At 40.0% G+C, this 14,377-nt stretch carries 17 protein-coding genes; 12 read left to right on the top strand and 5 right to left on the bottom strand.

Going from position 1 to position 14,377, the window contains the following annotated elements:
• Nucleotides 1-6: 6 nt before the first annotated feature.
• Together LQ203_RS15700 and LQ203_RS15695 are read left to right on the top strand one after the other, a co-directional pair.
• The gene (locus LQ203_RS15700; RefSeq protein WP_230159378.1) at nt 7-987 is read left to right on the top strand and encodes an ABC transporter ATP-binding protein; all 981 of its coding nucleotides are present in this window, start codon (nt 7-9) and stop codon (nt 985-987) included.
• Entirely contained in the window at nt 984-1,949 is a 966-nt protein-coding gene (locus LQ203_RS15695; RefSeq protein WP_230159310.1) for an oligopeptide/dipeptide ABC transporter ATP-binding protein, read from the top strand. Before LQ203_RS15700 ends, LQ203_RS15695 begins: the two co-directional genes overlap by 4 nt.
• A 195-nt stretch (nt 1,950-2,144) precedes the next feature.
• On the opposite strand, the gene LQ203_RS15690 is transcribed toward LQ203_RS15695, so the two are convergent.
• The 3 genes from LQ203_RS15690 to LQ203_RS15680 form a co-directional block, all read right to left on the bottom strand.
• On the bottom strand, nt 2,145-2,615 hold the full coding sequence (locus LQ203_RS15690; RefSeq protein ID WP_230159309.1) for a DinB family protein: 471 nt from the start codon (nt 2,613-2,615) through the stop codon (nt 2,145-2,147).
• A gap of 316 nt (nt 2,616-2,931) precedes the next feature.
• Entirely contained in the window at nt 2,932-3,342 is a 411-nt protein-coding gene (locus LQ203_RS15685) for a GNAT family N-acetyltransferase (protein WP_230159308.1), read from the bottom strand.
• A 120-nt stretch (nt 3,343-3,462) separates the two neighbouring features.
• Entirely contained in the window at nt 3,463-3,651 is a 189-nt protein-coding gene (locus LQ203_RS15680; protein ID WP_230159307.1) for a hypothetical protein, read from the bottom strand.
• Between the two features lie 218 nt (nt 3,652-3,869).
• On the opposite strand from LQ203_RS15680, the gene LQ203_RS15675 reads away from it, so the two are divergent.
• From LQ203_RS15675 to LQ203_RS15655, 5 genes are all read left to right on the top strand, one after another.
• Nucleotides 3,870-4,772, top strand: a complete 903-nt coding sequence (locus LQ203_RS15675) for a TIGR01777 family oxidoreductase (protein ID WP_230159306.1) — start codon at nt 3,870-3,872, stop codon at nt 4,770-4,772.
• 61 nt (nt 4,773-4,833) lie between these two features.
• Nucleotides 4,834-6,012: an LL-diaminopimelate aminotransferase gene (locus tag LQ203_RS15670; protein WP_230159305.1), complete on the top strand. Its 1,179-nt coding sequence runs from the start codon at nt 4,834-4,836 to the stop codon at nt 6,010-6,012.
• 156 nt (nt 6,013-6,168) lie between these two features.
• Nucleotides 6,169-6,447: a hypothetical protein gene (locus tag LQ203_RS15665; RefSeq protein WP_230159304.1), complete on the top strand. Its 279-nt coding sequence runs from the start codon at nt 6,169-6,171 to the stop codon at nt 6,445-6,447.
• 204 nt (nt 6,448-6,651) lie between these two features.
• Nucleotides 6,652-6,924, top strand: a complete 273-nt coding sequence (locus LQ203_RS15660; protein ID WP_230159303.1) for a phage holin — start codon at nt 6,652-6,654, stop codon at nt 6,922-6,924.
• A 200-nt stretch (nt 6,925-7,124) separates the two neighbouring features.
• Nucleotides 7,125-7,604 (top strand): C40 family peptidase, encoded by a 480-nt coding sequence (locus LQ203_RS15655; protein ID WP_230159302.1) that lies wholly within the window; start codon nt 7,125-7,127, stop codon nt 7,602-7,604.
• Nucleotides 7,605-7,682: 78 nt separating this feature from the next.
• On the opposite strand, the gene LQ203_RS15650 is transcribed toward LQ203_RS15655, so the two are convergent.
• Nucleotides 7,683-8,219 (bottom strand): GDYXXLXY domain-containing protein, encoded by a 537-nt coding sequence (locus LQ203_RS15650; protein WP_230159301.1) that lies wholly within the window; start codon nt 8,217-8,219, stop codon nt 7,683-7,685.
• Nucleotides 8,212-9,270 carry a DUF2157 domain-containing protein gene (locus LQ203_RS15645; protein ID WP_230159300.1) on the bottom strand — a complete coding sequence of 353 codons (1,059 nt, stop codon included), beginning with the start codon at nt 9,268-9,270 and terminating at the stop codon, nt 8,212-8,214. The genes LQ203_RS15650 and LQ203_RS15645 overlap by 8 nt, the downstream gene beginning before the upstream one ends.
• A gap of 236 nt (nt 9,271-9,506) precedes the next feature.
• Here LQ203_RS15645 and LQ203_RS15640 point away from each other — a divergent pair, with 236 nt between their 5' ends.
• The 5 genes from LQ203_RS15640 (at nt 9,507) to LQ203_RS15620 (ending at nt 14,366) form a co-directional block, all read left to right on the top strand.
• On the top strand, nt 9,507-9,827 hold the full coding sequence (locus tag LQ203_RS15640; protein WP_230159299.1) for a PadR family transcriptional regulator: 321 nt from the start codon (nt 9,507-9,509) through the stop codon (nt 9,825-9,827).
• Nucleotides 9,824-10,378, top strand: a complete 555-nt coding sequence (locus LQ203_RS15635) for a DUF1700 domain-containing protein (RefSeq protein WP_230159298.1) — start codon at nt 9,824-9,826, stop codon at nt 10,376-10,378. The genes LQ203_RS15640 and LQ203_RS15635 overlap by 4 nt, the downstream gene beginning before the upstream one ends.
• Entirely contained in the window at nt 10,371-11,165 is a 795-nt protein-coding gene (locus LQ203_RS15630) for a DUF4097 family beta strand repeat-containing protein (RefSeq protein WP_230159297.1), read from the top strand. Before LQ203_RS15635 ends, LQ203_RS15630 begins: the two co-directional genes overlap by 8 nt.
• Nucleotides 11,166-11,831: 666 nt before the next feature.
• On the top strand, nt 11,832-12,794 hold the full coding sequence (locus LQ203_RS15625) for a sensor domain-containing diguanylate cyclase (protein WP_230159296.1): 963 nt from the start codon (nt 11,832-11,834) through the stop codon (nt 12,792-12,794).
• A 375-nt stretch (nt 12,795-13,169) separates the two neighbouring features.
• Nucleotides 13,170-14,366 (top strand): MFS transporter, encoded by a 1,197-nt coding sequence (locus tag LQ203_RS15620; protein WP_230159295.1) that lies wholly within the window; start codon nt 13,170-13,172, stop codon nt 14,364-14,366.
• Nucleotides 14,367-14,377 lie beyond the last annotated feature (11 nt).

Here is a 14,377-nt window from a genome sequence, read left to right as displayed (position 1 = left end):
TGGATGTTGAGTGAAGCTCTATTGGAAGTGAAAAATCTTGAAACGAATTTTTATACAGAAGAAGGCGTTGTAAAAGCAGTGAACAACGTGAGCTTTTCAATTGGCGAACAGGAAACGGTTTGCATCGTTGGGGAGTCGGGCTGCGGAAAAAGCATAACTTCGCTATCCATCATGCAGTTGATTCCTGAGTCCGGCAAAATTGAAAACGGCGAGGTGAATTTTGCCGGACGTAATCTGTTGGAAATGAGCAAAAAAGAAATAAACCGCCTTCGCGGAAATGATATCGGCATGATCTTTCAGGAGCCGATGACGTCGTTAAATCCGGTTTACACGATTGGCCAGCAGATGATTGAACCTCTGCAGGAACACTTGCTTCTAAGCCGAAAGGATGCTTATAAGAAGGCACAGGAACTCATTACGTTGCTTGGGATACCAAACTCCGAGAAGATAATCAACATGTATCCCCACGAACTAAGCGGGGGGATGCTTCAACGTATAATGATCGGCATTGCCATTAGCTGCAATCCAAGGCTCATTATCGCAGATGAACCGACGACTGCTCTTGATGTAACCATCCAGGCCCAAATCCTTGATATATTGCGGGATATAAAAAAGGAACTCAATACATCCATTTTGCTTATTACGCATGATCTTGGAGTGGTAGCGGAAATGGCAGATTATGTGATTGTCATGTATGCTGGAAAAATCGTGGAGCGAGGACCAGTCATGGAGATGTATACAAATCCCCAGCATCCCTATACAAAGGGACTATTGAAGGCAAAGCCACTTATTGGGGAACGCAAGGAATCACTATTTACGATCGCAGGGCAGGTTCCGAATCTGGCTGAGCTGTCGGACTCCTGCTATTTTGCTGACCGTTGCGAACATCGTATGGATATTTGCTTGAAAAAGCACCCTGAACTGAAAGAAACATCTGCCAATCATAGTGTGAGCTGCTATCTATATGAGGGGGAGGCCGTTCGATGAGTGAAACATTATTGGAAGTGAAAAACTTAAAAAAATATTACTCAAGTTCAAAAGGGATTTTCAGTAAAAAGAATGAATCGGTAAAGGCGGTCGATGGTGTCTCGTTTACCATTGAAAAAGGAGATGTGTTTGGTTTAGTCGGTGAATCGGGAAGCGGAAAATCAACGATTGGAAAAACGATTTTACGCCTTCATGACAAAACGGAAGGGGAAGTGCGATTTAAAGGGGAAGATGTATTTAGCCTTATCAAAAAAGACTTGCGTCGCCTCAGGGTTCAAACGCAGCTTGTTTTTCAGGACCCTTTCAGTTCTTTAAATCCCCGTATACGTGTTGGGGATGCAATCGGCGAAGCCATGGTCCAGCACGGGCTAGCCACAAATAAGGACGTCAGGGAAAAGGTGCTTCAGGTCATGGAAACTTGCGGACTGTCTCCGTATCATGCGGATCGCTATCCGCACGAATTTTCGGGAGGACAAAGGCAGAGAATTGTCATTGCCAGGGCTATGGCCCTTAATCCCGAATTTCTTGTCATGGATGAACCTGTTGCCGCTCTTGACGTATCCATCCAAGCTCAAATCATTAATCTTTTTAGTGAACTGCGTAAGAAAAATGGGCTTTCCTATTTGTTCATTTCCCATGATTTGAGTGTGGTGGAGCATTTGTGCACAAAAATAGCCATCATGTATCTTGGGAATATTGTTGAGATGGCAACTAAAGAGGAACTTTTTGATAATCCTTTGCACCCATATACGAAAGCGCTATTGTCTGCCGTTCCCATCCCCGATCCACGTGTAAAACGGGAACGAATCATTTTAAAAGGCGACATTCCAAGTCCGGTAAACCCTCCATCAGGCTGTAAGTTCCGGACTCGTTGTCCGATTGCAACAGAGCTATGTGCCGAAAAGGTTCCGGAGTTCAGGGATGTAGGAAATGAACATTTCACGGCCTGTCATTATGTATGAAAATTGTGGAGCTGCCGGACGTTTACCGATGAACATAGATTGGATTAACATGAAATCATTCTTACTACCCGACAGTGAAGACCATAGATTGGATTAACATGAAATCATTCTTACTACCCGACAGTGAAGACCATTGAGGGACCTACATGCCAATTAGACATGACCTCCACAATGAAACCCATTGAAAAGATGCAATTAATCCCAAACACTGATTCTAGGAACTCCAGCAGTTCTTAAGTAGTCCAATAACTGACCAGTATGTACAGACTCATGATAGGCAATCCTTAACAACATGTCTCCTAAATCTCTAGTATATCTAATATTCGACCGATCAATTTTAATAGTGGATAAGTCGTCTTCGTTGAAGGATATTATTGTTTCCAAAAAATCACGCCTGTAAGGTTCGGCAAATTTTAATTCCGCTTCGACAGAGATAAGTGGCTGTTTTTCAAATGGTGATTCATAAACTGGTAAGCTACCTTGATTTTTAATAGATAAAGGATAGTAGTGCTCACTATCAAGGACATGCCTAACCATTTCTAAACAACTCATTGCAACGTCGTCCGGTTTCCAATGGAGTTTGTCTTTAGGTATTGAAGTCCATAGTTTAATATTTCTTCTTCTTACTTCTTCCAGGTTTAAGATAATTAGATCGATTGATATCATAATTTTCTCTCCTTTTAAGGAAGTATACATTCACTATACACGAATGGACGTTGAAGTTTTGGTATTATTTTGATTAAATGGAAAAGTTAACAACAGATTCGAGGTCTGTTCAAAAGAGAGTAAAGGGAAAAAAGCCTATGAATTCGTTTAGAATTCATAGGCTTTTTTCCCTTGTTTTGTATGGAGGAACACATGATTTATAAATTGATCCTGAGATTACGTATTTGTAACAGACAGAGCTATGGAAGGGTAAAACAGATTGTATTTTTCTTAATATTTCTTCTTAATTACGCTAATAGCGGGCAGGAGGACCTTTTTAAATTAGTGATTGAATTAGAATGTCATCATGAATGGTTAAAATCGGTTTAAATCCAAAGTCTTTAAATTTTTGCAATGCTTCAGGATTATTTTTGTTAACAAAACCGGACACTACAAGAATCCCTTTTTGCCTCACATAAGCTACTAATTCTGGTAAAAGGGATTGTAGAATTCCCTTTCCTCTATATTTCTGGTCAAGGACTACATAATTAATATGAGCTACTTTAGTTAAATAAAGATTATAACAAAGAAAACCGACTACTTTACCTTTATCATTACAAATCACAAGTACCTTATGTGACTTTTGTAAAATTTCAAGCACTGTATCAGACGAAACCCGAAAATTACTCACTGTAATATCCGTTAATTTCTTGATATCTTTTTTAGGTTTCCAGTCTCGAAAATACATCATAAATTCTCCTTTTACTCTATTAAACGAAAATGCGGAAATCATATTATTGTTTATTAATATGGAAACCCTTTAGAATAATCCAAAGGGTTTCCATGTTAATCTCATAAGAGAAATCTCTTAATCCCTTCTGAATTCCTTGATTGAAGTAGGTTCCTTGATTGAAGTAGGTTCCTTAATTGAAGTATTTCTATTATTGTTTAATAAATCATTCAAGATTTTTTTCAAGGCAGTCCTGCCTTTGCTATTTTCACTTCCGGAATTGCCAGTATTGGATCCGCTAGTTCTTCTTAGTTTTTTGTTTGACACTGCAATCATCCCTTTGTTTTATAAATTTCCACATTACTAATTTATGTGTAATATCCCTTTTTGCTTGGACAAGTTCACCAATTATTGCACGTCGTATGTTATGTATTCGTGATACCACTTAATGTAATAAGATGGTATAATTGTGAATTAAATCACAAAAAGGTTAAAAATAGTTATCATTCGACCTATTCACTCATAAAAGAAAGCGGGTTGGTTATATGCTGAAGAAAGTGGTTTTAGCTGGCGGGACTGGTTTTGTCGGTCAATACTTTGAACGGCATTTCAAGAACTTGGGGTATGAGGTGAGGATCATCTCCAGGCAAACCCCGCATATCGGCTGGGAAGATAAAGTAGGAATAAGGGAGACGATCGATAATTCGGATATGTTGATCAACCTCGCAGGAAAAACAGTCAATTGCCGCTATAATGCCAAGAATAAGAAAGAAATTTTAGATTCACGAACCGAAACGACTGAAGTGCTCGGACAAGCGATTGAACATTGTGAAAATCCTCCTTCATTATGGATAAACTCAAGTACGGCAACGATATACAGGCACGCTGAAGATAAACCAATGACAGAGGAGGAGGGGGTAATCGGTTCAGGCTTTTCCGTTGATGTAGCGAAAGCATGGGAGCGCTCATTTTTTGATTTCCAGTTACCCAAGACGAGACAAATTGCTTTGAGGATCGCCATTGTTTTGGGCGATGGGGGAGTGATGACCCCATTTAGGAATTTGGTTAAATTTGGACTGGGTGGCCACCAAGGTTCGGGAAATCAAAAATTCAGTTGGATACATATTGATGATTTATTTAACATTGTCCTATTCCTGAGAAAAAATGAAGAGTTGAGCGGGGTATTCAATTGTTCTTCTCCGCACCCAGTTACAAATCGTGAGCTGATGGCCCATTTGAGAAAGGCCATGAATAAAACGATAGGAATGCCCTGCCCATCACCCATGCTTGAAATGGGGGCCTTCTTTATGGGGACGGAAACTGAATTGATTTTAAAAAGTCGCTGGGTCTTACCTGAAAGATTGGAAAAGGAAGGGTATACATTTAAATTCAATCATCTTGATGAAGCATTTGAACAGATACTCAACAGTTCTAATAAAGGGATATAAACTGCTAGAGATTGATTGCTATAATGATAGAAAAAGATTATTAATGGAGGGGAATCACATAATGAATATGACTCCATCTGAAAAAGTCGGAAGATTCACAACAGGAATATTTTCAGAGCTGGCGACCCGCAAGCAGGATGCAATGAAACGAGGGTTGGATGTTATCGACCTGAGTGTTGGAAGTCCTGATTTACCACCGCCTGAATTTGTAATAGATACGCTTGTGAAGTATGCGCAGGATACTAGTTCCTATGGGTATACGTTAAAAGGTACGCCTGAATTCCATAAAGCAGTCCGTCATTTTTATCAGCAGCGTTACGGAGTTGAACTGGATGAAGAAAAGGAAGTCCTCCAACTGATGGGATCCCAGGATGGCCTTGCACACTTGGCAATGGCGATGATAAATCCGGGAGATCATGTGCTGGTGCCAGACCCGGGATATCCAATTTACGAAGCGAGTGTAGAGCTTGCTGGCGGAATCATACATCCGATGCCGCTTACTGCCGAGAATCGTTTCCTGCCGCAGCTTAACCGAATTCCGGATGAAATAGTGAAAAAAACGAAAATGATGATCATCAGTTATCCAGGAAATCCAGTCACCGCCCTTGCGGATGAAGCATTCTTTTTAGAAGTCATCGCGTTTGCAAAAAAGAATGAGATCCTGGTGGTTCATGATTTTGCTTATTCAGAGTTGATATTTGATAATCATCCCCAAATTAGTTTTATGTCCATCCCGGGTGCCAAGGAAGTGGGGATTGAATTTAATTCACTTTCGAAAACATTTAACATGGCCGGCTGCCGTATTGGGTATGTCGTTGGCAATCGCGATGCATTGAACATACTGGGAACTTTAAAATCACACATCGATTATGGGGTTTTTTATCCCATCCAAAAAGCTGCTGAAATGGCGCTCACTTCAAACCTTTCGCTGCTATCCGATCAGGTGAAGGAATATGAGTCACGTCGTGATGCCTTGATATCAGGCCTTGCAAAAGGAGGATGGCATGTGCCGAAAACAGCTGCTACCATGTTCATTTGGGCCCAAATTCCTGCTGGCTGGAATTCACGCGATTTTTCCTATGCCTTGATTGAAAAAGCAGGGGTTACAGTGGTACCTGGCGATGCTTTTGGGAAGCAGGGTGAAGGGTATGTCCGGATGGCCTTGGTCCAACCGGCTGAGAGATTGACGGAAGCAGCTGAACGGATTCGAGTGTTTTTGGAGGAGAAAATTGGAGTGTGAAAAATCCAGCATTCAATATATTCAGGTTAAAGGAACGCTCGATCTCGGATCGAACGTTCTTTCTTTTTGTTTTCTCCCGCTTATTTACTTTTCGTGAATTTATTTAGAAAGAAACAGGACAGACAATGCAGCAAGTATCATTAAGGCATTTGTGAAATGGAGGATATTCGCAGGCTTGCCGATTACCTGATATTTATAAACCGGGGGCAAATGGTAGGAGAGTTCGAAAAAGACAAATTGGCTCAGCAGTATAAACGGTTTTGGATGGCTGAGGACTTGTCGGCAGCGGCCATTCCGGGGGAGATTGAGAGAAAGGGTTTGCGGACTACCAATTTACCAATGGAGGCAGAAGATTATTTTCAAAAGGAAGATATCAACTGGCACGCTGAGGAATTTATAGAGCTTGAGGAAGTTGTTACTTACTTGTTAAAGTAAGGCAAACTCTAGCGTTTTTTTGAAATCTATTTTGTAGTCTAAGAAGGTCCATCCCCAGGTGGACCTTTTTTTAGTATGGAAACTAGATTGATATATTATTTCATGGAATCTCCGAACGTAAAAAGGACAAGCAGCATAATATATAGCAAGTCCGAAACTTTCTTCAATGAAGCGGACATAATATGATAGATAGGGGGCATAGCAATGATCAACTGGAAAGTGCGCCTTAAGAATCCGACGTTTATATTCACTGTACTCCTTCCTGGGCTTTTAATATTGGCACAGATGGTTGCGGCGTTCATAAACAATTTCATCACTCCAATAGGCTTCACCATTTCTGATGATGCATTGAGCGGGGCTCTGGGCATCATTAACTTTATAGCGCTTACATTCTTTGGTGTCGGAGGTGTGGTCGATCATACCACGAAAGGCATAAGAGACAGCGAGAATGCTCGAACATACCAGGAACCTAAATAATTGGCCTTGATCTCTTTTAATCTACAGAAGATGTAGGGGAAACCAGATAACACCGTCTAGTTACACAACGGTATTATCTGGTTATTTTTTTGGGGCAGAGAAGAAGATGGATGAGTAAAAAAGATGCTTTTTGGCATGAAAACCGAAAGGCAACATACATTTAAAATTGTGGTTCATTTTCAGTTTGGGGAGGAAAAAGGATGAGTTATCGTTTACCAGTTTCAAAGTGGCTTGCAGCCATAGTTTTACTTATGGCATTGTTGGCCGCATTCATATTCAGTCCGGCTAATGCTTCAGCGTCCATCAATTATGGTGAAGAAGTGGCCGCTTTGGCAAAGAAGCAGGTGGGAAGCTCTTATAAATACGGAGGGACGACACCTAAAGGGTTCGATGCAAGCGGTCTGACCCAGTATGTATATAAAAGTGCAGCGACAGAAATGAAAATTCCGAGAACAAGTGCCGACCAATATAAAATAGGCAAGACCGTGAAACAAAAAGACTTAATAGCTGGAGATTTGGTCTTCTATGCTACAGGCATTAAGGGGAAGGTCTCCTTTGTAGGAATCTATTATGGAAATGGGACATTTATCGGGACCACCACCAAAGGTGTCAAGGTTGTCAAAATGAGTGATAAGTATTGGAAAGATAAATATATCGGAGCAAAACGGGTCATTAAGTAACACTACCATATTAAAAAGTCCAACAAAAAAAGAGCATCGAAAATCCGATGCTCTTTTTGCCAGTTTACGGGGATGCATTCATTCAATGACAATGTCCGTTAATACAACATTGCCATTACGAACCTTTACTACCGCCACTGAAGGATTGGCCAATGCATCGGTCTCCATTTCCTTTGCCTTTTCCTCGGATGCGAAATAATTGTCCAGACCGTATCTGATATGAACAGTTGTAACATTTTGCAGGTCATAAGGGATTTCCAATTCCCCTTTAAGGTAAATGCCTTTGCTGGGTTTGTCTTTCGTCACGGAATCGACAGCATAAAGTCCATCAGTGTTTTGTTTCAAACGTACATATACCTTTTTATAATCACCCATATTTCTTGTTTTGAACTCGGATTTAATCGAGTCTTCGAGTTGTGAAGGCTTAACGGATTCAATTTCGTAATTCAAGGCCACATAGCTGCCACGAAACAAGTCAGTCGGGTCGACCGGAGCGGTTTTGATCTTGATTTCATCTCCTGTCATTGTTGTCCAGACTGGAGGAATCGCCAAGACTAAAAGAATCAAGACAGGAATGGTGAATACGATGAGTGGTCGGAACGATGACTTATTCATTGAGAGCTCCTCCTTTTTTTCGTCGATTTTCAAAGAAGAAACCAAAACCGATAAGCATGATGCCGCCGATGATGAATGTAAGTGATTTTGGCAGGAAGTCAAAGGAATCGAGATAATATCTGAAAATCAGTGCACATATGATCACGATGCTGGTCAAACTGCCTTTGAGAATGAGATATAGTAGAAATACGAAATATGCTAAAGGGAACCAGATTGAAAAATCAAAAGTAAGGAAGAGTGCTGAAATACCATGTAAGATATGCCCTTGTATGTGGGTGATGTTTTGTAATTTATTTCTGACTGGAATATAGGCCAGCAGGATTCCCAACACAAATAGAATGGAAAGGACAATCGTATTCGAATTATCAAAATCCAACTTCGGCACGAATTCCATTAAAAATAAAGTGATTGTATTGATGGCTAAAGCGTTAAGGGAAAAGGCCAGATATTTAGGGTAATCGAACTTCTTTAATGTGATGTATAAAACTGGTAAAAACACAAGAATCGCTAGCGGATAAGACGTTTCATCAAGGAATATACTTCCGTTAATATAAATGAAAAGCAGGAATGATGTAAAAAGGAGAATGAAGACATCCTTTAAATAGTAACCGATGAATACCGTTCCGATGGCCCATAATAAAAATGAACTATTGAAATTGATGCTTATGTTAAACATCTGCTCAATTAAAAAAATCCCTGCACCAAAAATCAGAATACCTGCATAATGCAGACTTCGTGACGTTTTGGGAAAGCGTACCTGCCACCTTACACCAGCAAAGTTCACTCCGATGAGGCATGCAATGATAAGTAGGAATTTAACGGCTTTATTCAAATAGATCCAGTTGCTGGCAACGAAGGTCAATACGCCTAAACCTAAAAGAAGTGCCCCAATGGATAATAGTATAGTAATGAAGCTCAAATTTCCTTTTACATTATAGGAAGCTAACATCCTCTCTTTTTCTTGCTGGGAAATGACTCCTCCTTTTTCAAGGTAATTAAATTCATGTTCGAGAAACTCGAATCGTTTTTTCGTTATTTGTTTTTTGGCCAAAACAATTCCCCCTTTCCATATTTTACTATTATACAACGTATTCTCTCTCAGCTTTGAATATATCTTAATTTTCTTCTACCCTCATTGGAGGGCATGTATGACAAAAAAATAAATATTTTCAGTACCTTGCAATAAACAATACCGTGTGGTAAATTATTTGCATAGGATGTATTATTCGATGTTCAGTACTGTTTATTGAACTATACTGAAAAATTTTTGGAAGGAGTGATGGCGCCATGAATGTACAATTTAAGAAAGGTGTCTTGGAACTGTGTGTCCTTGTCTTATTGGATAAGCAGGATCGCTATGGCTATGAACTTGTACAGAAGATTTCAAATCAGATTGAGATATCAGAAGGGTCCGTATATCCACTTTTACGACGATTGACGAAGGAAGAATATTTTACGACTTATTTGCAAGAATCTACAGAAGGGCCGCCGCGTAAGTATTATAAGTTAACAGACAAGGGCCGGAAATACCTTCAAGAGTTGCTGACGGAATGGAATGAGTTTTCCAAAGGGGTCAATCAATTAATTGAGGAAGGTGTGAACCAATGAATAAAGAACAGTTTATAAAACAGTTGAACGCCTCTTTAAGCAGGCTTTCCTTAGAGGAACGGCAGGATATCCTGCAAGATTACGAAGAGTATTTCGCAATTGGAATGGAAAAAGGGAAGACAGAGCAGGAAATTTCCACATCACTTGGGAATCCTAAACAGATCTCAAAGGAACTATTGGCCTCCTACCATCTTGGTCAAGTCGAACAAACGACTTCTGCCGGTAATGTAATGCGGGCCGTTTGGGCAGTCATTGGTTTGGGATTTTTTAATTTAGTCATCGTTTTGGGACCTTTTATAGCATTGGTTGGAGTTGTTATTGCAGGATGGGCAGCGGCGATATCATTCATTCTTGCTCCGTTTGGTGTACTTTTTAACCTTATAGTGGGCAGCTTTCAATTGTTTGATCTGTTCTTTGCCTTGGGACTATGCGGGATTGGGATTTTCATTGCCATGGGAATGTTTGTCGCTACGAGTGCTTTAACTAAAGGATTCATTCGCTATTTGAAATTTAACGCTTCCCTTGTGAAAGGCGGTTTGAAAAATGATTAATGTTAAAAAATTATCGATCATTGCACTTGTATTGTTATTGATTGGAGTAATTGGAAGTATGTTTACGTTTTCCCAAGTGACGAATCAGAAAGCGACTACAGAGAAGAAGACGATTTCGGATATCGTTACGGACGTGCAAATCGACACTGACAATGCAACTGTCGAAATCATTCCAACGAAGGATAAGGACACCACGATAGAGTTGGTTTCAAAAGGGGTGGATGTTTCCAAGTTAGATTTCACTGCAGCTGTAGAAGGGAAGAAGCTATCAGTAAAATTAAAAGATCAACGTACCTTTAGCTTTGGCTTTCATATTCAACCCTTACATTTAAAGGTGTATGTGCCTGATAAATCTTATAAATCATTTGTCGTCGAATCCGATAATGGTAGAGTGCAAATGTCAGAACTGAAAATTGGAAATCTATATGTGGAATCTCAAAATGGCCGGGTGGAATTAAATGAAATAATAACCGAAAAAGTCGAAGTGAAATCCGCTAATGGAAGAGTCGATCTTAATCATGTAGAGGGTAATCTGGTGGGGTCATCGAATAATGGTATAATCAGATTGGCCACGAAAGACCTGGATAGGATGATTGACCTCGAAAGTGATAACGGTAAAATCATGATCAAAACAGAGAATGAACCGACAAATACGACCTTTGATGTTCATGTAGACAATGGGAAAATAGATATCCTTGGTAAGTATGATGGCAATACTGTCATTGGCAAGGGTGAAAACTTAGTGAAATTGGAAACGAATAATGGAAAGATAGAAGTAACGAAATAGCCTTGAAACATGAAAAAGCAGACAAAAAGGTTTCGGAATGGTCCCATCCCGAAGCCTTTTTGATTTTTTATTTAATTTGAACCAAATGGTTAGGTGGTACCAGTTGATCTAAAGTAATCATTTCAAGTTAATCTCGCTGAATAAAATTATGTTTAGAAAGCATCCATATCACCTAAAGTTTTAATACTTCTATTTTAAAACAAAAAGACTGTAGGCAAATGAGTTCTATCTAACTGTTAAAACAAAGTTGATTGGAACAGGTGTACGAGACTCCTGCGGGAAAAACGAGTCCAAGGGAGACCCCACAGGCGCAAAAGCGCGGAAAGCGAGTGCCTGGAGGGGAAATCAACGGTCAAATTTTAAAAATCTAAAAAAACTGCAGACCCATTAGGGTCTGCTTTTTTCAGTGAAGCGGCCAGTTTATTTTCATGAACGGACTTTGGCTTATGGTAATACAGGTTTAGGAATGAATCATAAACGGAAGCCAAAACAGCTGTCTCCTTTCATAAGGAAATACATTTAATGTTTTTCCTTTTAGATGTTTTTGGAATTATAATATAGAAAGGATAATTATGTTAAAAGTCGTGAATGAACCGTGTAAGTCCGCCATCAAACCCAAGGGAAAAATTTTAATGAAAATGACTTCAAAAGTATGGGGGCTGTAGAATGAAATTCAATAAATTGTCATTAGATATATTTAAACGTACGATCTTCACTCGCAAGAAAAGGGAAAAGGATTATCTGAAGAAAGGATTCGAAGAGCAAAAAAAGGTTTTTAATATAGTGGAAAGTTCTAAGGATATTATCTACTGTTACGAATCAAATCCAAGTTCCAAGTTTAGGTATCTAAGTCCATCCATCAATACATTTTTAGGTCAGGGTGTCTTGGAAGAAGCTTACAATGACCCTTCCTTGCCTTTTGAAAGAATTCATCCTGATGACTTTGAAATCCTAAATGAAAAGGTATACGTTGGGATTGATTATACTAAGCCGGTCATTCAACGATGGAGAGATAACGAGGGGAACTATTTGTGGTTCGAGGAATATGCTACACCTATATATGAAGAAGAGCAATTGGTAGCCGTTCAAGGAATCATTCGGAATATCGATGAAAGAGTGAGATTCATACAGGATATGGAGTATCAAATGTCCCATGACCCATTAACGAATATCCATAATCGACAGTTTTTCGATAATATATCTGCCAAATCCAATCTAGATTTTGACACTCAGGTTGCGATGATATTGTGTGATTTAGATGAACTGAAATTTATGAATGATACGTATGGCCATAAGAGAGGGGATGAATTGATTAAAGAAGCGGCAAATCTATTGAAAGGAATTTTTTCGGACATCGCTGTTGTATCAAGAGTGGGAGGAGATGAGTTTGCCATTCTATTGATTGATAGAAGTAAGCGAGAAGTGGAATCTCTTTGTAAATTATTAAATGAAGAAATCCTTTTACATAATTCTGTTAACAAAGGCCTTCACATCAGTATGTCATTCGGGCATGCTTACCGTTCGCATTCCAAAGGGAATATGGATAGCTTATTCATGGAAGCAGATCAAAAAATGTTTCAAGATAAACGGCGAAGAAAAGAACAGAAACTCGTTCGGTCGGTTAGATGAAGGATATGGGGGACAATAAGATAGGGCGATACTACCATTCCTCACTAGCAGTATGGTTGATTCCTGGGCATTAGATTGGCGGGATTCGTTTCAACTAAAAGGATTCCGAGTCGTTCCGCTGTATGAATGATGAATAGGGGCAATGGTAGTATGTATGACAGCATGGCGAAACTAAATTGTTAGTTTGCATACGGAAGGTAAGTAGACGAAAAGGGTTATGTCAGCTTTTCATTATGAATGTTAAAGGAGGAGCCCAGTGTCATAGTGGGCTTTTATTTATATATATATATTTAGGTACACGAAATAAATCATTCGCTTATTTTAACCGATTTTAGTAAACTGGCAATGACTATATTTATTAGAAGGTGAAGGGATATGAGGGAAACCTTAGTGGATGAACGGGTAAGAGGTACTGACAAAATCTGGACGCATGACTTTATCATGATCTGTTTGGCCAATCTGTGCATCTTCATGGGGTTTCAAATGACGATGCCAACCCTCCCATTGTTTGTTGAGCAGCTTGGAGGTGACGATCGCCTGGTGGGGGCTGTCCTTGGGATCTTCACCTTTTCGGCTTTGCTTGTTCGGCCAATTGCCGGCAGATTATTGGAGACGAAGGGAAGGCGCATCGTTTTTCTTGCCGGGTTAGCCATTTTTGCATTGTCGGTGGGCTCCTTCGGTTTTATGGGGAGCATCGGCTTGTTATTCATGATGCGGATTGTACAGGGCGTCGGCTGGGGATTTTCTTCAACGGCTTCAGGCACGATTGCTTCCGATATAATCCCTGCGAAACGGCGTGGTGAGGGGATGGGATATTACGGATTATCGGGTAACTTAGCACTGGCATTCGGGCCAGCATTGGGTCTTTTTCTAGTTACTATCCTTCCGTTTCAAGAGTTGTTTTTAATCTGCTCATTATTAGGCTTGTTTGCCATCATTACGGCATCACTTATTCGATATCAAAAAGTGGGAACTGATCCATCAACGTCAGTGGTAGCCAAAAGGTTTGATGTTTATGAAAAAAGTGCCCTCCAGCCATCTTTGCTCATTTTCTTCATTTCCGTTACATTTGGTGGAATTGCGACTTTCCTTCCCCTTTATACAGCAGAAAAAGGCGTGGAAGGAATTCAGTGGTACTTTTTGGTTTATGCAATGGCCCTCATGGTCACAAGGTTATTCTCAGGCAGATTATATGATCGAAGGGGCCATCGGGCAATCTTTCTGCCTTCGACAGTACTCATAATGGCAGGGATGCTGCTGCTAGCTTGGATGCCAAGTGAAGTGGTCCTTTTCATTGCGGCAGTGCTTTATGGATTTGGGTTCGGCTCCGTTCAGCCGGCGTTGCAGGCATGGTCCATTGAAAAAACGGCACCAAATCGGAAGGCGATGGCGAATGCAACGTACTTTTCCTTTTTTGACCTTGGAGTGGGCATAGGTGCCATCATGTTCGGGCAAATTGGCTTTCTCTTTGGTTATAGGAGTATCTATATCACCGCAGCCATCTCGATTTTTATTTCGATGCTCGTTTATTTATGGATTATCAGAAGTGAGGATAAGCTAAAATCCATGTAAGGACATTGGAT

The sequence above is a fragment of the Peribacillus sp. Bi96 genome (assembly GCF_918698115.1).
In the GTDB taxonomy this organism is placed as follows: Bacteria; Bacillota; Bacilli; order Bacillales; family DSM-1321; genus Peribacillus.
The sequence above is the reverse complement of the archived record's forward strand: the minus strand, read 5'-3'. Positions and strand labels throughout refer to the sequence as shown.